Annotated in this window: 19 protein-coding genes and 1 tRNA gene; 10 read left to right on the top strand and 10 right to left on the bottom strand. The window is 61.5% G+C overall.

The window, feature by feature from the left end; all coding sequences use genetic code 11:
- Nucleotides 1-3: 3 nt before the first annotated feature.
- The 4 genes from PSJE_RS25195 to PSJE_RS25180 all read right to left on the bottom strand — a co-directional run bounded on the left by PSJE_RS25195 (nucleotide 4) and on the right by PSJE_RS25180 (nucleotide 5,311).
- Entirely contained in the window at nucleotides 4-1,581 is a 1,578-nt protein-coding gene (locus tag PSJE_RS25195) for an aldehyde dehydrogenase (NADP(+)) (RefSeq protein ID WP_090454932.1), read from the bottom strand.
- A gap of 106 nt (nucleotides 1,582-1,687) precedes the next feature.
- A complete protein-coding gene (locus PSJE_RS25190; RefSeq protein ID WP_090454933.1) occupies nucleotides 1,688-2,635 on the bottom strand; it encodes a dihydrodipicolinate synthase family protein in 948 nt (315 codons plus the stop codon).
- A 57-nt stretch (nucleotides 2,636-2,692) separates the two neighbouring features.
- Nucleotides 2,693-3,619, bottom strand: coding sequence for a 4-hydroxyproline epimerase (locus PSJE_RS25185; RefSeq protein WP_090454934.1), 927 nt, complete (start codon nucleotides 3,617-3,619; stop codon nucleotides 2,693-2,695).
- Nucleotides 3,620-3,664: 45 nt separating this feature from the next.
- A complete protein-coding gene (locus tag PSJE_RS25180; protein ID WP_057715246.1) occupies nucleotides 3,665-5,311 on the bottom strand; it encodes an APC family permease in 1,647 nt (548 codons plus the stop codon).
- A 187-nt stretch (nucleotides 5,312-5,498) separates the two neighbouring features.
- Here PSJE_RS25180 and PSJE_RS25175 point away from each other — a divergent pair, with 187 nt between their 5' ends.
- From PSJE_RS25175 to PSJE_RS25165, 3 genes are all read left to right on the top strand, one after another.
- Entirely contained in the window at nucleotides 5,499-6,293 is a 795-nt protein-coding gene (locus tag PSJE_RS25175; RefSeq protein ID WP_090454935.1) for an AraC family transcriptional regulator, read from the top strand.
- A 76-nt stretch (nucleotides 6,294-6,369) separates the two neighbouring features.
- The gene (locus tag PSJE_RS25170; RefSeq protein WP_008021538.1) at nucleotides 6,370-6,750 is read left to right on the top strand and encodes a RidA family protein; all 381 of its coding nucleotides are present in this window, start codon (nucleotides 6,370-6,372) and stop codon (nucleotides 6,748-6,750) included.
- A 228-nt stretch (nucleotides 6,751-6,978) separates the two neighbouring features.
- Nucleotides 6,979-8,967: a peptidase U32 family protein gene (locus PSJE_RS25165; RefSeq protein ID WP_090454936.1), complete on the top strand. Its 1,989-nt coding sequence runs from the start codon at nucleotides 6,979-6,981 to the stop codon at nucleotides 8,965-8,967.
- A gap of 104 nt (nucleotides 8,968-9,071) precedes the next feature.
- Here PSJE_RS25165 and PSJE_RS25160 read toward each other — a convergent pair whose 3' ends face one another.
- The gene (locus PSJE_RS25160; protein ID WP_057715243.1) at nucleotides 9,072-9,500 is read right to left on the bottom strand and encodes a hypothetical protein; all 429 of its coding nucleotides are present in this window, start codon (nucleotides 9,498-9,500) and stop codon (nucleotides 9,072-9,074) included.
- Nucleotides 9,501-9,821: 321 nt separating this feature from the next.
- On the opposite strand from PSJE_RS25160, the gene PSJE_RS25155 reads away from it, so the two are divergent.
- A tRNA-Gln gene (locus PSJE_RS25155) sits at nucleotides 9,822-9,896 on the top strand.
- A gap of 106 nt (nucleotides 9,897-10,002) precedes the next feature.
- Here the strand turns inward: PSJE_RS25155 and PSJE_RS25150 are convergent.
- Nucleotides 10,003-10,665 carry a glutathione S-transferase family protein gene (locus PSJE_RS25150; RefSeq protein ID WP_090454937.1) on the bottom strand — a complete coding sequence of 221 codons (663 nt, stop codon included), beginning with the start codon at nucleotides 10,663-10,665 and terminating at the stop codon, nucleotides 10,003-10,005.
- 158 nt (nucleotides 10,666-10,823) lie between these two features.
- On the opposite strand from PSJE_RS25150, the gene PSJE_RS25145 reads away from it, so the two are divergent.
- On the top strand, nucleotides 10,824-11,756 hold the full coding sequence (locus tag PSJE_RS25145; protein ID WP_057715241.1) for a GlxA family transcriptional regulator: 933 nt from the start codon (nucleotides 10,824-10,826) through the stop codon (nucleotides 11,754-11,756).
- Between the two features lie 101 nt (nucleotides 11,757-11,857).
- On the top strand, nucleotides 11,858-12,832 hold the full coding sequence (locus PSJE_RS25140; protein ID WP_057715240.1) for a nitrilase-related carbon-nitrogen hydrolase: 975 nt from the start codon (nucleotides 11,858-11,860) through the stop codon (nucleotides 12,830-12,832).
- Between the two features lie 69 nt (nucleotides 12,833-12,901).
- Here the strand turns inward: PSJE_RS25140 and PSJE_RS25135 are convergent, their stop codons facing one another.
- Nucleotides 12,902-13,408 carry an HvfX family Cu-binding RiPP maturation protein gene (locus PSJE_RS25135; RefSeq protein WP_090454938.1) on the bottom strand — a complete coding sequence of 169 codons (507 nt, stop codon included), beginning with the start codon at nucleotides 13,406-13,408 and terminating at the stop codon, nucleotides 12,902-12,904.
- A 389-nt stretch (nucleotides 13,409-13,797) separates the two neighbouring features.
- Here PSJE_RS25135 and PSJE_RS25130 point away from each other — a divergent pair, with 389 nt between their 5' ends.
- On the top strand, nucleotides 13,798-15,300 hold the full coding sequence (locus PSJE_RS25130; protein ID WP_090454939.1) for an aldehyde dehydrogenase family protein: 1,503 nt from the start codon (nucleotides 13,798-13,800) through the stop codon (nucleotides 15,298-15,300).
- Between the two features lie 125 nt (nucleotides 15,301-15,425).
- Here PSJE_RS25130 and PSJE_RS25125 read toward each other — a convergent pair whose 3' ends face one another.
- The 3 genes from PSJE_RS25125 to PSJE_RS25115 all read right to left on the bottom strand — a co-directional run bounded on the left by PSJE_RS25125 (nucleotide 15,426) and on the right by PSJE_RS25115 (nucleotide 18,801).
- Complete coding sequence (locus PSJE_RS25125; RefSeq protein WP_032829393.1) at nucleotides 15,426-15,755, bottom strand: hypothetical protein; 330 nt, start codon at nucleotides 15,753-15,755, stop codon at nucleotides 15,426-15,428.
- A gap of 523 nt (nucleotides 15,756-16,278) precedes the next feature.
- On the bottom strand, nucleotides 16,279-16,782 hold the full coding sequence (locus tag PSJE_RS25120; protein ID WP_090454940.1) for a GNAT family N-acetyltransferase: 504 nt from the start codon (nucleotides 16,780-16,782) through the stop codon (nucleotides 16,279-16,281).
- Nucleotides 16,783-16,854: 72 nt separating this feature from the next.
- Nucleotides 16,855-18,801: a DNA topoisomerase III gene (locus PSJE_RS25115; RefSeq protein WP_057716625.1), complete on the bottom strand. Its 1,947-nt coding sequence runs from the start codon at nucleotides 18,799-18,801 to the stop codon at nucleotides 16,855-16,857.
- A gap of 256 nt (nucleotides 18,802-19,057) precedes the next feature.
- On the opposite strand from PSJE_RS25115, the gene PSJE_RS25110 reads away from it, so the two are divergent.
- From PSJE_RS25110 to PSJE_RS25100, 3 genes are all read left to right on the top strand, one after another.
- On the top strand, nucleotides 19,058-19,426 hold the full coding sequence (locus tag PSJE_RS25110) for a DUF427 domain-containing protein (RefSeq protein ID WP_090454941.1): 369 nt from the start codon (nucleotides 19,058-19,060) through the stop codon (nucleotides 19,424-19,426).
- Between the two features lie 178 nt (nucleotides 19,427-19,604).
- A complete protein-coding gene (locus tag PSJE_RS25105; protein WP_057715235.1) occupies nucleotides 19,605-20,126 on the top strand; it encodes a sigma-70 family RNA polymerase sigma factor in 522 nt (173 codons plus the stop codon).
- Nucleotides 20,123-21,073: a FecR domain-containing protein gene (locus PSJE_RS25100; protein ID WP_090454942.1), complete on the top strand. Its 951-nt coding sequence runs from the start codon at nucleotides 20,123-20,125 to the stop codon at nucleotides 21,071-21,073. Before PSJE_RS25105 ends, PSJE_RS25100 begins: the two co-directional genes overlap by 4 nt.
- The last annotated feature ends 95 nt before the right edge of the window (nucleotides 21,074-21,168 follow it).

The following is a 21,168-nucleotide window of genomic DNA, read 5'->3' as shown; positions in this document are numbered from 1 at the left end:
GGCCTAGGCTTCTCTCTGGCCGTCGAGCAGGCGACGCAACTGCAATGGGTTGCCGTGCTTGAGCGCGGCCGGCAACAAGGCGTCCGGGAAGTCCTGATAGCAGACCGGACGCAGGAAACGCAGGATGGCGGCGGTGCCGACCGAGGTGGTGCGCGCATCGGACGTCGCCGGGAACGGGCCGCCATGGACCATGGCATCGCACACCTCGACCCCGGTCGGCCAGCCATTCACCAACAGGCGTCCGGCCTTGCACTCCAGAGTCGGCAGCAAGGCCCTGGCGCTCTCCACGTCGGCATCGTCCAGGTGCAGGGTGGCGGTCAACTGGCCTTCCAGGTGTTCGATGACCTGGCGGATTTGCTCGTCGTTGGCGCATTGCACGATCAGCGACGCGGCGCCGAACATTTCTGCCTGCAACGCCGTGTCGGCGAGAAATTCACTGGCCTGGGTGACGAACAGGTGGGTCTGGCACTGGTTCGGGGTTTCGCCCTTCAAGCCGACGGCCACTGTTTTCGCGTGGGCATGCTCGGCCAGCGCGCCGACGCCGGCCTCGTAGGCCTTGAAAATACCGGGGGTGAGCATGGTCTGCGCCGGGCTGCGCTGTAGCAGTTGCGCGGCCGACTGGATGAAGCGCTCTAGGTCCGGGCCCTGGCGGGCAATCACCAGACCTGGGTTGGTGCAGAACTGGCCGGCGCCTTGGGTGAGGGACGCGACGAAGCCTTGCGCCAGGGCTTCGGCTCGCGATTGCAGGGCTGCCGGGAACAGCAAGACCGGGTTGATCGAGCTCATTTCCGCATACACCGGGATCGGCTCGGGACGCGCCTGGGCCGCGTTGCACAAGGCGATGCCACCGCTGCGCGAGCCGGTGAAACCCACGGCCTTGATGCGCGGATCGGTGACCAGGGCGATGCCCACTTCGCGGCCGGAGCCGAACAACAGCGAAAACACGCCTTCGTGCAGCCCGCACAGTTTGACCGCACGGGCCAGGGCTCGGCCCACCAACTCGCTGGTGCCGGGGTGCGCGCCATGGGCCTTGACGATCACCGGGCAACCGGCGGCCAGCGCCGACGCGGTGTCACCGCCGGCGACGGAGAAGGCCAGGGGAAAGTTGCTGGCGCCGAACACCGCCACCGGGCCGAGCGGCACCTGACGCTGACGCAGGTCCGGGCGGGGCAGGGGCTGACGCTCCGGCAGCGCGCTGTCGACCCGTACATCCAGCCACTCACCGGCACGCACGGTGCGGGCAAAGGTTCGCAACTGCTGGCAAGTGCGGCCCCGTTCACCCTGGATGCGCGGGCGTGGCAGGCCGGTCTCGGCCACGGCGCGGTCGATCAATTCATCGCCGAGGGCTTCGATTTCGCTGGCGATGGTTTCGAGGAATTCGGCGCGGGCCTCCAGGGACGTCGCGCGGTAGCTGTCCAGGGCATTCCACGCCAGGGCGCAGGCTTGTTCGACGTGTTCGCTGCTGCCACCGTGATAGGCCGGTTCAAGAGGTAGATCCGTGGTGGGATCGATGCCGCGGATCGCTTCGCGGTTGCCGGCGATGGCCTGCTGGCCGATCAACATGTTGCCTGTCAGAGTCATGGTCTTTCCTGAAACAAAGAGGGGGGGCGTTGCGAAAAAAACGCCGTACCGCCGTGGGCGAAAATAAAGGCGGCGCACCTTGGCACGCCGCTGTACAGGCTAAATATCAGGCGAAGTTCTGCTCGGCCGACCACTGCTCGTACCACTGGCGGAACAGCGCGTACTGGTTCTCGGCATAACGACGCTGGGCATCGCTGAGCGCATCGGTCTCGTTGAAGTGCAGGGTGTATTCCTTGTCGCCATTGAGCACCATCAGGTGCTTGTAGTAGAGCACCAGGTCGCAACCCTCATCGAAGGACGACAGCACCGCCAGTGCCGATTCCAGTTCCCGCGCCTGACGACGCGCCTTGGCATCGCCCTTGGCCGCTTGTTTGCTCAAGGCCACCAGGCGCAACACTTCGCGCGGCAGCGCGTTACCGATGCCGGTGATGGCGCCGGTGGCGTTGCAGTTGACGAAGCCATGGACCACCTGGGTGTCGACACCGACCATCAGGGTCACGTCATCGTCCTTGGAGGTGATGTGTTCGGCGGCGTAGCGCAGGTCGGCGGCACCGCCGAACTCCTTGAAGCCGATCAGGTTCGGGTACTCGCGGCGCAGTTCGAAGAACAGGTCGGCGCGGGTGGCGAAGCCGTAGTAAGGGCTGTTGTAGATCACCGCCGGCAGGCCTGGAGCAGCTTTGAGGATCGCGGCGAAGTGGGCTTTTTGCGCGGTGGCCGAAGCGCCGCGAGACAGCACGCGAGGGATGACCATCAAGCCATGAGCACCGACTTTGGCCGCGTGTGCCGCATGGGACACCGCTTCGCGGCTGTTGACGGCACCGGTGCCGACGATGGTCGGAATACCGGCGGCCACCAGGCGCGCCACGCCTTCCTGACGCTCGGCTTCGGTCAGCAGCGGCCAGTCGCCCATGGAACCGCAATACACCACTGCGCTCATGCCAATGTCGATCAGCTCGCGACCCTTGGCCACCAGCGCGTCGAAGTCCGGCTTGCGCTCGGCGGTGCATGGGGTCATCAGTGCAGGGATGCAGCCAGTGAAAATGTTGTCGCTCATTTTGTTGTCACTCCTTGAGGCGTTCATTCAGATTTGGTCAGGGAAAAGGCGTGGGGCTCAAATGCCCCACGCAAAGGGATCCTGTTCGTCGATCAGCAAGGTGCTGTCGGCGGTCATGTAGGCGCGGCCGGTGATGAAAGGGATGATGTGTGCGCCTTCCCATTCGTAGCTGCCGACAAATTGACTGGCGGTGATGCTGGCCTGGACCCAGCGTTCACCGGCGGCCAGTTTCCCGTCGGCCGCCAGGCACGCCAGTTTTGCGCTGGTACCGGTCCCGCAGGGCGAGCGGTCGTAGGCCTTGCCCGGGCACATGACGAAGTTGCGGCTGTCGGCGTAATCGTCGTCGGCAAACAGTTCGATGTGGTCGATCAGCGCGCCGTCTTCACCGTGGATGCCCTGGGCCTCGAGGGCCTTGAGCATTGCCCAGGTGTACTCGGTGAGGAACTCGACGTTGTCCATCTGCAAGGCCTGACCGTGATCGGACACCAGGAAAAACCAGTTGCCGCCCCAGGCGATGTCGCCGTACACGCGGCCATGCCCCGGCACTTCGACCGGCACTTGTTGGCGGTAGCGGTAGGCGGGCACATTGCGCAGGGTGACGTTGCCGTCCTCATGCAGCGTGGCGCTGACCGGGCCGACCGGCGTATCGATCTTGTGCTCGCCGGGCTGGATATGCCCCAGGTAATGCAGCGAGTTGACCAGGCCGATGGTGCCGTGACCGCACATGCCGAGGTAGCCGGCGTTGTTGAAGAAGATCACGCCGCAGGTGGCATCCGGCGACACCGGTTCGCAGTACAGCGCCCCCACCAGCACATCGTTGCCACGGGGCTCCAGCAGGCAGGCACGACGCCATTGGTCATGCTGCTCGCGCAGGGCATCGCGCTTCTCGGCCATGGTCCGGCCGGGCAACTGGGGCAGGCCCGACATCACCAGGCGAGTCGGCTCGCCGCCGGTGTGGGAATCAATGACATGTACTTTTTTCATAAACCTTTCCATTTGAGGAACACGCAGGCTTTGCTGGCCTGAATTTCAGCGAGAGGTCTGGGCGGATACACCAATCGGACGCTGGCCTGCGGTCGTGCCGGTGTGAACAGGATCGGCTTGGCTTTCACCGTCCTCGTCTTCCAGGCGAACCAGATGCGCCGGCACGCCGGTGGCCGCGCCCCAGTAGTAGATGCCCATCGCGCAGGCCGCCACGACCACTGTGTCGAAGGGATGGGTGAGTACGCCCATGCCGCCGAAGCTGCCGAGCCAGGACAGCACGATAGTCACGGCGTAGAAGCCGATCAGCCATGCCGAAGAGCGCACTTGTTGGGCCAGGCTCAGGTGTTGGGTTGGCACGAAACGTCCGCACAGCAGGTACACCACGAACATCAGGATCTGCAGGCCGAGTAGCCAGGACACGGTGCTCCACCCGGACCAGTAGACGATCAGCGCGGCGATGATGAATGACACCGGGCCCAGGACGCCCATGCGCTTGACCTTGAACGGCCGCGGCATGTCCGGCGCATTGCGGCGCAGGGCAGCCACCGACACCGGGGCCACGGCGTAGCTCAACACCAGCGCGGCGGAGACCACGTTGATCAGCGCTTCCCAGGAGGGGAAAGGCAGGGTCCAGAACACCGACAGGGCGAAGGTCAGCCAAAGCGCCGGACGCGGGATGCCGGACTTTTCGTCAATGCGGGTGAAGACCTTGAAGAAGGTGCCGGTCTGCGCCCAGCCGTAGATCACTCGCGGTGTTGCGTTCATGTAGATGTTGCCGCAACCGCTGGGAGAGATCACCGCGTCGGCCACCACCAGATAAGCCAGCCAGCCCACACCCAATGCCAGGGCGATGTCGCGGTAGGGCAGGGCCAGTTCCTTGGCCACGCCGGCCCAACCGTTGGCGAGCATTTCGGTGGGCACGCCGCCGAGGAACGCCACTTGCAACAACACATAGATGGCGGTGGACAGCAGTACGGAGAGGATCAGTGCAATCGGGATGGTGCGTTGGGGATTCTTCACTTCGCTGGCCACCGAGATGATCGGTGTCAGCCCCAGGTAGGCGAAGATAATGCCGCCGGCGGACACAGCCATCTCGACACCTGACAGCCCGAACGGCATGAAGCCCTGGGACTGGAAGTTCTCTGGTTTGAAGAAGGTGAACAGCACGCCGATCACCAGCAGCGGCACGATGAACTTGAACATGCTGATCAAGTTGTTGGCCTTGGCGAACGTTTTCACGCTGTAGTAGTTGAGCATGAAGAACAGGCACAGCAGGCCGAACTGGACCAGCCAGCCAATCGCCGTTGGATTGCTGGAACCGGCCTGGGTCAATGCGGGAAACCACGCAGCGGCATACTGGCGCGCGGCGACCACCTCGATGGCCACCAGGCTGGAAAACGCGATCAGCGTAATGAAGCCCATCAGGTAACCCAGCAACGGGCCGTGGGAGTAAACCGGGTAGCGAACCACACCGCCGGCACGGGGCAGCGCTGCGCCGAGTTCACAGTAGACGATGCCCAGCAGCAGCACCGCAAAACCGCCCAGCAGCCAGGAAAAGATCCCCGCCGGCCCCGCGATGGCGGACACGTGACTGGCTGCGAACAACCAGCCGGAACCGAAGATGGCCCCCAGTCCGATAAACGTAAGGTCTATCAACGAAAGTTGTTTTTTGAACTTGCCTTGGCCTGACATGGCATCGCCTTCTTGTGAGTTATTGGATAGGCAGGTGTGCACTTCAAGACGCCCCGGTCGGTTTTGCCGAGGAGGGCGGTGGCCATAGAGTGAACTTGGCGGCGTGCCCGCGATTGATGTTTTCCTTGGGTGTCGATGACGAAATCAGCACAATGGGAAATGTCTGATTTTTGCGAGGGACCGGTTGATGACTCAGGATGCGTTTGCGCTGTTGTGCCAGGGCGACGACTCGAATCGCCCCGAATCCATCGAGCAACTGCTGGCGGGCGTTGCGCTTCTGCTGCCCATGCTGGATGTCATTCCGAATGCGGCGATCTTCATCAAGGATGTGCAGGCGCGCTATGTCATGGCCAACCGCACGCTGGTGCAACGCTGTGGCTTGAAGCAGCTCCAGCCGCTATTGGGAAAAACCAGCGCCGAGGTGTTCCCGGAGCAACTGGGGCCTGGTTACACCGAGCAGGACCGGCGGGTGCTGGAGCAGGGGATGGTGCTGGAAGACCAGTTGGAGTTGCATCTGTACGGCAGCCGCGAGCCGGGCTGGTGCCTGACCCATAAGCGCCCCTTGTATAACCGCCGCAATGAAATCATCGGTCTGGCGGGCATCTCGGTCGACCTGCAATCGGCCAGTGACACGCACCCGGCGTACCAGCGCCTGGCGGCAGTGGACGAGCATATTCGCGCGCATTTCAACCGTCGCGTCACCCTGGGCGAGTTGACGCGCATCGCCGGGATTTCCGTGGCGCAACTGGAACGCTACTGCAAGCGCGTGTTTCACCTGACGCCACGGCAGATGATCCAGAAGGTTCGCCTGGAACACGCGCATCGACTGCTCCACACCGATATGCCGATCACCGAGGTCGCCCTGCAATGCGGCTATACCGACCACAGTGCGTTCACCCGGCAGTTCAAGGCATTGACCGGTTTCACCCCGCGCCAGTACCGGCAGGCCACCGGTCACCAGCAGCCGTCCGGTCTGGATTAGCGACGCGCCGCCAATGGCCCTGTAAACTGGCCGCGCAAAAGGCGCCTGCCTCACCACCTCAAGCAAGAGAGTCCTCATGGCAAACCACGACCTGACCTTCACCCCTGATCCCGATGCGGATTCGATTTCCTCCGACGTTGTCGGTTTCGGCGGTGTGCTGGTCTCCACCCAGATCCCCACCCGCGCCGACGGCAGCCTGGAACTGGGCGACATCACCCTGCAAAGCGAATGCACCCTGCAAGCACTGAAGGTCGCGCTGGAGCGAGCCGGCAGTTCCATGGACCGCGTAATGCACCTGACCATCTACCTCACCGACATGGCCGACCGCGCCGCGTTCAACGAAGTCTACAAGCGCTACTTCGCCAAACCATGGCCAGTGCGCGCTGCTGTCGGGGTTGCCTCGTTGGCGGTTGAAGGCATGCGCGTGGAAGTGACCGCGATGGCGGCCAAGGCCTGATCACGGCAACACACACAATACTGTAGGAGCGAGCTTGCTCGCGATGAACCTGAGAGCGACTCGGGGCATCAGGTTGCCAGCGTTATCGTTGACGGCCATCGCGAGCAAGCTCGCTCCTACAGGGATTGAGGCCTGCTCGAAGCACCACCTGGCAGCATACGGGTGCCGGTCAGGCGTTTCGCCGCTACAATGCACGCCTCGACCGTGACAAGCCTGACTAAAAAAACTATGTCTTTGCCCAAACATCACCTGGAATTGCTCAGCCCTGCCCGCGATGTCGCCATCGCCCGCGAGGCCATCCTGCATGGCGCCGATGCCATCTACATCGGTGGCCCGAGCTTCGGCGCCCGCCACAATGCCTGCAACGAAGTGAGTGATATCGCCCAATTGGTGGAGTTCGCCCGTCGCTACCACGCCCGGGTGTTCACCACCATCAATACCATCCTGCACGACAACGAACTGGAACCGGCCCGCAAGCTGATCCATCAGTTGTACGACGCCGGCGTCGATGCGCTGATCGTCCAGGACCTGGGGGTGATGGAGCTGGACATTCCGCCGATCGAGCTGCACGCCAGTACCCAGACTGACATCCGCACCCTGGAGCGGGCGAAGTTCCTCGATCAGGCCGGTTTCTCGCAACTGGTGCTGGCCCGCGAGCTGAATCTCCAGGAGATCCGCGCCATCGCCGACGAAACCGACGCAGCCATCGAGTTCTTTATCCATGGTGCGTTGTGCGTGGCGTTTTCCGGCCAGTGCAACATTTCCCACGCGCAAACCGGGCGCAGCGCCAACCGTGGCGACTGCTCCCAGGCCTGCCGTCTGCCGTACACTCTCAAGGACGAAAAGGGTGGGGTGATCGCCTACGAAAAGCACCTGCTGTCGATGAAGGACAACAACCAGAGCGCCAACATCCGCGCCCTGGTCGAGGCCGGCGTGCGCTCGTTCAAGATTGAAGGCCGCTACAAGGACATGGGCTATGTGAAAAACATCACCGCCTACTATCGTCAGCGCCTCGACGCCGTGCTTGAAGACCGCCCGGACCTGGCCCGTGCCTCCAGCGGCCGCACCGCGCACTTCTTCCTGCCCGACCCGGAAAAAACCTTCCACCGTGGCAGCACCGATTATTTCGTCACTGACCGCAAGATCGACATTGGCGCCTTTGATTCGCCGACCTTCACCGGTCTGCCGGTGGGTGTGGTCGAGAAAGTCGCCAAGCGTGACATGCAGGTCGTGACGCACGAGCCGCTGTCCAACGGCGACGGCCTCAACGTGCTGGTCAAGCGGGAAGTGGTGGGTTTCCGCGCCAACATCGCCGAACCCAAAGGCGAATTCGAGGAGGACGGCGAGAAGCGTTATCGCTATCGCGTCGAGCCCAACGAGATGCCGGAGGGGATGTACAAGCTGCGCCCCAACCATCCGCTGAATCGCAACCTTGATCACAACTGGCAACAGGCGCTGCAAAAGACCTCCGCCGAGCGTCGCATTGCCCTGAACTGGGTCGCTTGCCTGCGTGAAGAGCAGCTGGAACTGACCGCTACCAGCGAAGAGGGCATCAGCGCCAGCGTCACCCTGGCCGGCCCGTTCGGGGCCGCCAACAAACCGGAACAGGCGCTGGAGCAATTGCAGGATCTGCTCGGCCAACTGGGTACCACGCAGTACCACGCCATCGACATCAAGCTGGACGCGCCGCAGGCGTACTTCATCCCCAACTCGCAGCTCAAGGCCCTGCGCCGTGAAGTGATCGACGCCTTGACCGAAGCGCGGATCGCCGCCCACCCGCGTGGCAGCCGTAAGGCCGAGACCACGCCGCCGCCGGTGTACCCGGAGTCGCACCTGTCCTTCCTGGCCAACGTTTACAATCAGAAGGCCCGCGACTTCTATCACCGCCACGGCGTCAAGCTGATCGACGCGGCCTACGAGGCCCACGAGGAAACCGGCGAGGTGCCGGTGATGATCACCAAGCACTGCCTGCGTTTCTCCTTCAACCTGTGCCCGAAACAGGCCAAGGGCGTGACTGGCGTGCGCACCAAGGTTGCACCGATGCAGCTGATACACGGCGATGAGGTACTGACGTTGAAGTTCGACTGCAAGCCTTGTGAAATGCACATCATCGGCAAGATGAAGGGCCACATCCTCAACCTGCCGCAACCGGGCAGCGTGGTGGGGCACATCAGCCCCGAAGACCTGCTCAAGACCATCCCGCGCGCGCCGCACTGAGTGATCGGTGAGTGCGCCGCAACGGCGCGCTCACCTGTTCCAGCCTGAAACCTCTTTTGCTGAATTCCAGACGCTGACGATAAACCTGGAGCTGGCGGTCGACACTATTTACAGGTATCGGCGACGGCCTTTTCAGCTCGTTTGAATTCCTGTTTGACGTCGGTCGGGATGCGTTGCCTTTTCAGTTCCTGACCGAGGAAGGGTTGTTCGCCTCGGGACTGGACCTCAGCCTCCTCGGCCGTTATCTGCGCCTCGATGGCAGCGGCGTGCTTGTCGATGACGGCATCGACCTCGGCTTCATTCCTGGCGGTATCGAGTGCCAGGACCAACTGGCCGGCCTCGGCTTTTTCGGCTTCGGCATAGGCTTCGACCGTCAACCCGGAGGCCAAGGCTCGCGCTTGGGTTTCCAGGTCATTCAGGTGCTCCCGAGCGGCCTTGCAGACCGCTTCCTGTCGCTGGTTCTGGATGTGTTCCCAGGTGTTCAACCCATAAACCGCGGTCCCGAGTACCAGAAGGGTTGCAGCGGCCCCCATTAATTTGCCTTTCACTTTTGGCGCCCTCAAATGGCAAGGGAAGGGTGTTGCATAAACGATTCCCGATTCAATTCGAGTAAAGAAAAGCGTAGCAGAGCTGTTCGGGCTGAATGTGCGCCGATAAATCCCCGAGATCCGGCTCAACACTAAGCGCCTGTTTTAATGAACAATTTTTTTTGTTTGGGCTTCCCAGACGAGGAAAAAGTTGGTAAATTTGCGCCCACTCTTGCAGCGGCCCTCAGGGAACCAGCCGCGAGAGCAGGCAACAGGTCTTGTTGCCACTCAAGAAAGCGAGTGCCAGGCACTCATCGCAACAGATACAGGGGCGTCGCCAAGCGGTAAGGCAGCAGGTTTTGATCCTGCCATGCGTTGGTTCGAATCCAGCCGCCCCTGCCATTTTTTTATTCCTGCATAATCAGATAACACTCGACCGACGGTTATTATTCGTCGACTCGTCGATTCGTTGGTTTTTGCCTCCCGTTCCCCGGTCGCGCTGGCGTCACTACCGAAAGCGCTCCGGGATGGCCTCGGCAAACGGGTACCAGGAAAAATACGGCCTTGCCTCGTCGATGACCTGCTTGACCGAGGACCTTTGGGTCAACCTGTCGAAGTAAGCACTCAAGTGGCGATGATCGCCGGGAAAGGGTACGAGGGTGCTGGCGTAGAACAGTGCCGGGGCGGCGGCACAGTCGGCCATGCTGAACGCGGGGCTGGCGACCCAGGTTCTTGCCGTCAGCTGACGTTCAAGCATGCCGTACGCCGTCATTAGCGCGGCGCGTTCGCGGGTCAGGTCGCCATTTGCGGCATTGATTCTGTCAGCGACGATCTTCTGCATCGGCACCTGGATGTGCAGGTCGAAAAAACGATCCCACAGACGCACCTCCAGCGCGGTTTCCCAGTCGTCCGGAACCAGATGCACCTGACCGGGATGAAGCCGGTCCAGGTACTCAATGATCACACTCGACTCCGGCACATCCTTTTGCCGGGCGTGATCGCGCAGCACCGGAAACTTGCCGATCGGCCACAGCGCTTGGAGCTCGGCCCGGTCAGCCTCGTTGCCCAGGTCTATGGCCCTTTTTTCAAACTCGATTCCCAGTTCATAGAGAGCGATCAGCGCTTTGTGGCAGAACGACGAGAGCGGATGGAAATAAAGAGTCAGTGACATCCTGCAATTCCTCGGTGGGATAGAAACCACCTGATTATCCGTCGCTATCGGCCGATGCGCGAGGTGCTCCGCCCTGATGCCCGGCGCCTGCTGTTCGGGTTAGAGTACAAGTCTTCTGGCCTGAAAATCAGGCATGCCACGTTTAGGGGCATATCGCCATGCACCAGATCGGACTCATTGTTTACCCCGGCTTCCAGGTTCTGGGCCTGGCCATGTGTGCCGCCTTCGAGTTGGCCAATAGCGCCGGCGACGAGCCGTTGTACCGCATTGCATTGCTGTCCGAGCCGGGTGGCCTGGTGCAAACGTCCGCCGGTTTTGCAGTGCAGACCGAAGCGTTCGACCAGCGCGCGTTCGATACGCTGCTGGTCCTGGGCGACAATCTGATCCGCCCGACCACGCCGGGCATGTTGGAGTTTCTGCGCCGCGCCAGCCACGGCACCCGGCGTCTGGGTTCGATTTGCACGGGGGCGATTGCCTTGGCCCAGGCCGGTTTGCTTGATGGTCGGCGGGCGACCACCCACTGGGCGCATGTGTCGGCCTTTCGCAAGGCGTACCCGAACGTGAAGGTCGAGGAAGACCGGATCTTCATCAACGACGGCAACGTCTGGACGGCTGCCGGCATGAGCGCATGCGTCGATCTGGCGCTGGCCCTGGTGGAGAACGATCTGGGCATCGACGTTGCACGCAAGGTGGCGCGGCAATTGGTGGTGTATCACCGGCGTTCCGGCGGGCAGTCGCAGTTTTCGGTGATGCTGGAGCTGGCCCCCAAGACCGATCGCATACAGGCCGCGCTGAATTACGCCAGGCAGAATCTCAAGTCCGCGCTGTCGGTCGAGGAGCTGGCCAGTGCGGCCAATCTCAGCCCTCGGCAATTCAGCCGGGTGTTTCATGCCGAAACCGGCCAGTCTCCGGCCAAGGCCATCGAAAACCTGAGGGTGGAGTCGGCCCGGTTGATGATGGAAACCGGACGGCACTCTATCGATGCGGTAGCGACGGACACCGGCTTTGGTGACCGGGAGCGGATGCGCCGCGCTTTTATTCGTGCGTTCGGGCAGCCGCCGCAGGTGATTCAGCGTGCCAGTCGGGGCTGAATCGTGATGTCCTGAAAGGTGGTGTATACGACATTCAGGTCTTAATATTATTTACGTAATATTTATCTCGTTGAAACCTTTCCCTCAATGAGATCACCGCCATGACCCTCGTCAAAGCCGCCGCCGTACAAATCAGCCCTGTTCTTTACAGCCGAGAAGGCACCGTCGACAAAGTGGTGCAGAAGATTCTCGAACTCGGCGAGCAAGGTGTGCAATTTGCCGTATTCCCGGAAACCGTGGTGCCGTACTACCCGTACTTTTCCTACGTGCAGTCGCCATTCGAAATGGCCGCCGAACACCTCAAGCTGCTGGACCAGGCGGTCACCGTGCCTTCGCACGCCACCGATGCCATCGGCGCTGCGGCCAGGCAAGCGGGGATGGTCGTGTCCATCGGCGTCAACGAGCGCGATGGCGGCACGCTGTACAACACGCAGTTGCTGTTCGATGCCGACGGCTCGCTGATCCAGCGTCGCCGCAAGATTTCCCCGACCTACCACGAGCGCATGATCTGGGGCATGGGCGACGGCTCAGGCCTGCGGGCCGTCGACAGCGCGGTAGGGCGCATCGGGCAACTGGCCTGCTGGGAGCATTTCAACCCGCTGGCCCGTTATGCCTTGATGGCCGATGGCGAACAGATCCATGCGGCCATGTACCCGGGGTCGTTTGCAGGTCCGCTGTTCGCCTCGCAAATGGAAGTCAGCATTCGTCAGCATGCTCTGGAGGCCGCGTGCTTTGTGGTCAACTCCACGGCGTGGCTGTACCCCGAGCAACAGGCGCAGATCATGGCCGACACCGGTTGCGCCATCGGTCCGATCTCCGGCGGTTGCTACACCGCGATCATCAGCCCGGATGGCTCGGTGCTGGGTTCGTTGCATGAAGGTGAGGGCGAGGTGATCGCCGACCTCGACATGGGCCTGATCGACAAGCGCAAGCGCATGATGGATTCCCGTGGACACTACAGCCGCCCGGAACTGCTGAGCCTGCTGATTGACCGCACGCCGCAATCCCATGTGCATGAGCGCAGCGCGCATCCAAAGCTGGCGGAACAGACCGGGCTGGAAGAGGTGATGGGTTAGTTCCGGGGAAAAAAAACAGGGGACTTCATGGAAGTCCCCTTTTTGTTTGTCGGCGTTGCAGCTGTCGTTTCAGCGTCGCCAGAAGCAACGCGCCAGCAGCGCATCGATGCCGAGCTTACCGCCACCCGACAGCAACAGCGGCGTGAGGGCCACAAGATAGATCAAAGGCAGCTTGAAGTTGCCGTAACCCTTGTTGCTGATGGCATAGCCTTGGGCGAGTTCACTGAGACTGTGCCAGTCGGCGGGCCAATGGACAGCGGCGGTTGCGACGAGGGTCACCACCATCAGGCTCAGCGCCGAAAAACGTGTGCCCAGGCCCACCAGCAAGGTCAAGGCGAAGATCAGTTCGGCCCACATCGACAGTTCCCAGTTCAGCGTCGCTGGAAGGTGGTCGAACGGAAACGGGAAGCGCTCCTGGATATCGGCGAACCAATTCTGGCCGTTGAATTTTTCCAGGCCGGACTCGAAAAATTCCCAGGCGAGGAACACCCGCAGTGCCAGGGGGGCAACCCAGTCGCCGGCACGGTCGAGGTTCAGGTGCAGGCCTTTGACGGCCGAAGAAACGGAAGTGTTCATGGGCGTAGTTCTCTTTCAGGTCTGGGCGGCGGGGCAACGGCATACCCCCGAGAGTTGAGCGCTTTGATCGGCTTGGCCAATCGACAGGCGTATTTCATCAAAGGGGTGTATCTGCGGTGTGTCGTTGTGGCGGGGTTTTGAGTGCGGGGTGTGTCTGGGGTGGGGCTGTATACACTGAGATACGTAACCATGGGGTTTTTCATCCAATGCACAACCAGGGTGGGAGCGGGCTTGCTCGCGAATACGGTGTGTCAGGCGCCATCAATGTGGCTGACACACCGTATTCGCGAGCAAGCCCGCTCCCACAGGGGATCGCCGGTGCGAAGCGTGACGCTCCGGGGAAATTGCTATACATTTTCTGGCCGCCCCCTGCATGGTGAAACCGCTTCATGTCTCTTGCGCTCGAACGTCTAGTCGCTGGCACGCCAATCCCTTTCGCCGGTAATCGTGTCACTGTCGTCAGCCCCGAACTGGCGCAACGCTTCCAGCCCGGTGACCACCTGCTGGTGGAGCAGGTCAGCGGCGAGTTGCTGCTGATCCCCGTGGCGGACCAGCAAGCGGCCAACGTCGCGATCGAGCGCGCCCAGGCGGCATTCACCGCGCTGTCGGCAGTGTCCGATCAAGCCATCAGCGCCTTCTTCGACCTGTTTGCCCAACGCCTGGAAACCGCGCAGTGCTGGGCCTTGATCGAAGCTGCCAACCTGGCCGACATCGAGCGGGCCAAGGCGCGCGGTCGCTCGACCACCCGGTTGCTGGCCGATGAGCGTATGCGTCGCGACATGATCGCCGGCCTGCGCGCCTGGCGCGATGCACCGGCCAGTCGTGGCAAGGTGATCAGTTGCGTCAAACACGATGGCTGGAAAGTCGAGCAAGTGGTCTCGCCGCTGGGCATCGTCGCGTTCGTCTTCGAAGGCCGGCCGAATGTGTTTGCCGACGCGGCCGGTGTGTTGCGCACCGGCAACACCGCCGTGCTGCGCATTGGCAGTGATGCGTTGGGCACCGCCCAGGCGATCGTCACCCATGCACTGAACCCTGCGCTGAGCGACGCCGGTTTGCCGGCCGGTGCCGTGTCGCTGGTGGAAAGTGTCAACCACGCCGCCGGTTGGGCGATGTTCGCTGACCGGCGCCTGTCATTGGCAGTGGCCCGTGGTTCGGGTCGCGCCGTCAGCCAGTTGGGGAGCATCGCGCAGCAGGCTGGCACGGCGGTCAGCCTGCACGGCACCGGTGGCGCCTGGTTGATCGCCAACACCGATGCCGACGCCCCGCGCTTTGCCGCCGTGGTGCGCAACTCCCTGGACCGCAAGGTCTGCAACACCCTGAACGTCTGCCTGATTCACCGCGACCGCGCCGCTGAACTGGTGCCGCTGTTCCTCGACGCACTCAAGCAGGCCGGCACCGCACGGGGCCAGGGCTGCAAGCTGCATATCGTTGAAGGCAGCGAGTCGCACCTGCCGCAAGACTGGCTGACTGCAACGGTCCAGGTATACCGTGCCGAAGGCTATCAGAGCGAGGCGCAGGCCGAGCCGTTGCCGGAAGACCAATTGGGCCGTGAATGGGAGTGGGAAGAAACCCCGGAAGTCAGCTTGAAGATCGTCGACAACCTGGACGATGCCATTACCTTGTTTAATCGCTACAGCCCGCAATTCACCGTGTCATTGATCAGTGAAAGTGCCGAGGCTCAGGAGCGCTTCTACAACGCGGTCAACGCGCCTTTTGTCGGCAACGGCATCACCCGTTGGGTCGACGGCCAGTACGCGTTGAACAAGCCGGAACTGGGGCTTTCGAACTGGGAGAGCGGGCGCCTGTTTGCTCGCAGTGCGATTCTCTCGGGTGATGGCGTGTTCACCATTCGTAGTCGCATGACCCAGGTCGATCTGGGCGTCAAACGCTGAGATGGCGGAACTTGTGACCGCTGCAAGCCCGCTCCCACAGTTGATTTTTATTCCAGCATAAAAAAGCCTGCTCCTTATCGGGAGCAGGCCTTGTTTATCAATAAGTCAGTAATGACTCATCTTAATCAGTAGAACCGGTCAATCACCCGAACTTCGTTCTGGTTCTGCATCGAGGCCCAGGCCTGTTTCAGGGTTTGCAGAACATTACCGATGAAGTCCTTGTCGGCCGCGGCCTTCTTGCCGACATAGCCCTGGCCGCGACGGTACATCTTCAGTCGGGCGAGCAGGTTCTGGTTGTTCTGGTCGAACTCTGCTTCATGGGCGTGCGGCGACAGGCAGTCGATATGAACCTGGCCACACTTGCTGATCCAGAGAATATGGTTGTCGTGGCTGTCTTTCTTTGCAGCGAAGATACGAGCCAGTTCATCGATAGTTGGTTGATTGTTCAGATTCATCATAAAGCCCCTTGACCAATTGGTGATCTTTCAAAGTTGATTCGCTAATACAGGTAGCCCATCGGTTAGTTGATCCCTGGCACCGAAACCAGGACGTCAGCGTTCGACCGCCTTATCGGGCGGGGTCCTGCGTCTGTTGCATGTAGTCGTGTTGAATAACTGCTACGCAATAGCGTCACAACGAAGAGAAGCGGCGAAAACCTTAAGGCCACTGCCGACATTTTCAGGGTCGGCCACAAGCTTCATGAGGATTGCTCGCCAAGACTTCTCGCCCTTGTACTGGACGTTCAGGCCAGGTCAGCTTCTTCAATCTGCCTTGTGGGCAGCGTGTATCCGGGAAAAACAGCTCGGCGGTCAGACGAGCTTGCTCAAACGTGTTGCCTGTACTCCCGATCGGGGAGACGTCTGCATCATGCAAGGGCAAATCGGAGGCGTCAACGGTTTTGTAGTGAATATTTTTAGTCACTACATATTGTCGGACAAAGCTGTTGGGAATTAGCGGGTGGAGTCGAAGGTGTGTCGGTCAGGACGACAAAGGCGGACACTCAAAGCGGTAAAAAGTGCAGGGATAGCGGTCAACCACCTGCTGATGCAAGGTGAGCCCGGCAACGTTGAGCCCCGGCATCACGGCGGCCCAGAACAGGCGCGCCGGCTGATTCGCCTCGATATGGAAAATCTGCCATTGACCGGGGAATTGACTCAAGAGGGTGGAAACGACAAATCGCGCGACACCCTGGCCACGGAAGCGTCGACTGACAAACAGGTAGCCGATGTTGTAGTCGGCGCCGGGTAGATGGACCTGGTTATCCACGGTCACGAAGCCGGCCAGTTCACCGTCGACCTTGATCAGGAAGGGGCGGGTGGCCGGGTTTCGCCAGTAGTCGGGCATGGGCAGGATGTTGAAGAAACCGTATTCGCCGAGTTTCAGCGGTAACCATTCGCTGAAGTCGTAGGTATAGAACTGCATCAGGTTCTCGATGGTTTCCAGTTCATCGCGTTGGGCGGCGTGCAGTTCTATTGAAGGCATACGGGTTGGCTCCAGTTACGCCGGGGCAGGTACACCCTTGATTATGGTTGGCCACAAGGTTCACTGTCGGGTTCAGGTTTTGCTTGCCGGCTTTGCCCCGCGCCTGGTGCCACTCGATGGTTTGCGCGGGGCGCTCTTGCGCTTTTTCTTCCATGGAGTTGCGGCGCGCCCGCCGGGCGGTGGACCGCTGATGGTCAGGCTCAGGCCGGCACAGCGACTGACCTGCTTGCTCATCCACGCCGCCTGTTTGGTGACGAACTCTTCCAGGCTCATTTCCCCGCTTTGCACCATGTCCAGCGCCTGCTCCCAGATCGCCGTGGTGCCCGGATCGGCGATGGCCCGGGGTACGGCGTCGATCAGGCTGAACGCGGCCGGCGTGGCGGCCAGGGCCTTGCCGTTCTTGACCAGATAACCACGGTCGAGCAGGCCCTGAATGATCGACGCACGCGTCGCTTCGGTGCCGATGCCGGTGGTGTCCTTGAGCTTTTGCTTGAGCAGCGGGTCTTGCACCAGTTTGGCGACATTCTTCATGGCCTTGATCAGGTCGCCTTCCGTAAACGGCTTTGGCGGTTGCGTCCAGAGGTCCTTGAATTGCACGCCGGCCACTGCGCAGTCGATGCCTTCGGCCAGGTTGGGCAGAGTCTGCGGTGCCGGGGCTTCGCGCCCCTTGGCCGGAGCCAGTGCTTCGGGCAGGGCGCGTTTCCAGCCCGGCTCGATGATCTGCTTGCCGACAGCGCGCAAGGCCTCGCCGGCGCAGTCGAAATCGGCCTGGGTGCGGTCGTATTCGTGATTGGGCAGGAACTGCGCCAGGTATCGGGCGCGGATCAGGGTGTAGACCGCACGCTGTTTGCCCGCCAGACGTTCGAGGTTCTTCGCCGCAGCCGTGGGGATGATGCCGTGGTGCGCGCTGACCTTGGCATCGTTCCAGGCCCGTGAGCGCCGCTGCGGATCAAGGTGATCGTGCAAGGCGTTCAACGCCGGATCGGCCTGGCGCAACGCCGCCAGAATGGCCGTTGCCTCGCTGTGCTGACTCAGGGGCAAGTAGCCGCAATCACTGCGCGGATAGGTAATGACTTTGTGGGTCTCGTACAGCGCCTGGGCAATGTCGAGGGTTTCCTGGGCGCCGAGGCCGAGTTTCTTTGAGCAGACCTCCTGCAGGGTACCCAGGTCGAACGGCAGCGGGGCCACTTCGCGCATCCGTTCGGTGCGCAGTTTGATCACCCGCGCACTGGCCGCGCCGCTCATGGCGGCCGCAGCTTGTTGCGCCAATGCCTGATTCAGACAGCGGTCCTGGTCGTCGCAAAGCTCGGATGCCGCACGCCATTGCGCCGTGAACGCGGTGCCGTTGTGCAGCAGTTGCACGTCGATGGCCCAATAGGGGACGGGCACAAAGTCGGCGATGCTGCGATCGCGATCCACCACCAGGCGCAAGGTCGGCGTTTGCACCCGGCCGACCGGCAACACGCCTTGATAGCCAGACTGGCGCCCCAGCAGGGTGAACAGCCGACTCATGTTCATGCCGATCAGCCAGTCGGCCCGGGAACGCCCCAGGGCCGAGTGATAGAGGCTGAAGGTCTCGTTCCCCGGTTTGAGGGCCGCGAGGGCCTTGCGGATGGACGCATCGTCCAGCGCCGACAACCAGAGCCGGCGGATCGGCCCGCGATAGCGGCAATGCTCCACCAGTTCCCGGGCGATCATCTCGCCCTCGCGGTCGGCGTCCGTGGCAATGATCAGTTCGGACGCTTCACCGAGCAGGCGCTTGACCGCCTTGTACTGGCTGGCGGTGCGCGGCTTGACGGTCATTTTCCATTTTTCGGGAATGATCGGCAGGTCGGCCAGCACCCAGCGCTTGTAGCGCGCGTCGTAGGCATCCGGCGGTGCGGTTTCCAGCAAGTGGCCGATGCACCAGGTCACCGTGACGTCCGTTCCCAGCCAACAGCCATCGCCCCGGCGCCGGGCGCCGAGGACTGCTGCAATGTCTTTGGCCTGGGAAGGTTTTTCACAGAGGTACAGCCGCATAACCACCATCGTCGATCAATGTGCCGGAGATGCACAGAATGGCGCTTGATGAACGATGGAGCAATCTTTATCTGTATGGATGTACAGGTTTGTGTGTCGCTCCCGTTCGGCTGCGAAGCAGTCGCGAGGGTAAAACTTGGGTTATACCTGATAAATCGTGGTTTCAGGTTTTGGGGGCTGCTGCGCAGCCCATCGCGGGCAAGCCACGCTGCCACATCGATTTGCAGGTCCATTACCGTCATGAGGAACGTTTTCCATGAAAAGCTCCGGTCCTAGCCCTGTCATCACCATCGCCGAGCAGCCTGGCTGTCTGTTGGTAAAATTTCACGGCATTCAAGTGGCCGCCTCGGCGCGGGCCCTGGTATTGCTGGAGGCCAACTACCCGCCGGTGTACTACGTGCCGCGAGAGGACATCGACGAGAAGTATTTCGCCCGCACCGACCACACCAGCTATTGCCCCTACAAGGGCGATGCCAGCTATTTCAGCCTGCAGGTGCCGGGGCATGAAAGCGCCAACGCGGTGTGGAGTTACGAAAACCCCAAGATATCTGTCGAACAGATTCGAGAGTACGTGGCGTTCTACCCGGATCAAGTGAAGTTCGAGCTGCTTGATGCCGAGGTTTGATTGTCGTTTTCAAGCGATAAGACAGTCACGATTCAACGGTTATCCCCCAGATCGGCAAATTCCGGAATGTCCTTCTGCTCACTTGGACATTCTGGATTGCCCCCCCATGGCTATTGCCAATCAGCTGTTACAAATATGACAATGCGAGTCATTATCACTCGCGAATTATTCCACTCTCATGTCCGCCAACGATTTATCCCTGCGCAGCGCCGTCAACGACCTGTATTGCGACCATCACGGTTGGCTCCATGGCTGGCTGCGCAAGCGTCTGGGGAACGCGTTCGATGCCGCGGACCTGGCGCAGGACACCTTTGTCCGGGTGATCAAGGCACGCAGCGCACTGGAGATCCGCGAGCCGCGGCCTTATCTGTCGATGATCGCCAAGGGGCTGTTGATTGATCTGTTTCGCCGCCGCTCGCTGGAGCAATCCTATCTTGAAGCGTTGGCCGCCACTCCCGAACGGCAACAGCCATCGCTGGAGGAACAGGCGATTTTGCTGCAAGCACTGATGGAGATTGATCGGTTGCTGCAAGGACTGGGGCCGAAGATCAAGCAGAGTTTCATCCTCTCGCAGTTCGATGGCCTGACCTACCCACAGATCGCCGAGCGCCTGGGCGTCAGCGTGCGTACGGTAAACAACCACATGGCCAAGGCCATGGAGCATTGCTGTCTGATGCAAATCCAGTTGCAGCTCGCATGAGCCTGTCGCCCGCCGAACTGAAAGCGATCAGCAGCGCCGCGCAGTGGTACGCGCGGCTTCACTCCGGTGTTGCAACGGATGCCGATCAGGTGGCCTGGCGCGCCTGGCTGGCGGCTGATCCTGGGCATCACCAGGCTTGGCAGCGCATGACCGACGTCGGTGAGCAGATGGCTCGGGTTCCGGGTGCACTGGCTGCGCCGGCCTTGCGCGGAGCCGATCGGTCCCGTCGCCAGGTGCTGCGCAGCGTGCTGGTGCTGGCGTCGGCGGGCTCCCTCGGGTGGTTGGGCTGGCGCAGTGAGGTAACCCGGGACCTGTTCGTCGACTACCGCACAGGTGTCGGCGAGCGCCGGGAATTTCGCCTGGCCGATGGCAGCTCGCTGCTGCTCAACACCCAGACGTCGGTCAATCTGCGTTTCGATGGCCGGCAGCGGGTGCTGGAGTTGCTGGCGGGGGAAATTCTCGTTTCGACCGCCATCGACCCGGCGCAGCGGCCGTTCAAGGTTGTCACTCGAGATGGCGAGGTCCGGGCGTTGGGCACGCGGTTTATCGTCCGCTCCCAGGGACGCGGCAGCGAAGTGGCGGTGCTGGAAAAGGCCGTAGAGGTGAGCGTGTCACCATCGAAGGCACGGCTGGAGGCTGGTCAACGCATGGCCTTCGGTCCTGCCGGGTTGGGTGCAATGCAATCGAGCGATGCCTCGGTCGGGGCGTGGCGTCAGGGCAGCATTATCGCGATCAACCGCCCCTTGGCCGAGTTGCTGGCCGATCTTTCGCGCTATCGCAGGGGGGTTCTGCGCTGCGATTCGAGCATCGCCGACCTGAAGGTTTCCGGTTCTTTTCCGATTGACGACACAGACTTGGCGCTGGCAGCGCTGGAGAGTGGTTTGTCGTTGCGTGTCACCCGCTACAGCCGCTATTGGGTCAATGTTTCCGGTGGTGCTACGGGTTAATCCGCGACGCCGATAAAAATAATTTCTGCTCCATTGCACTATTCATGCGCATTGTTCGGCTCATCCCCCAATGAGTTTTTATTGATCGTTTGGGG

It is taken from the genome of Pseudomonas jessenii, from assembly GCF_002236115.1.
Classification (GTDB): domain Bacteria; phylum Pseudomonadota; class Gammaproteobacteria; order Pseudomonadales; family Pseudomonadaceae; genus Aquipseudomonas; species Aquipseudomonas jessenii.
Note: the sequence above shows the minus strand (reverse complement) of the source record. Positions and strands in the feature narration are given on the sequence as shown.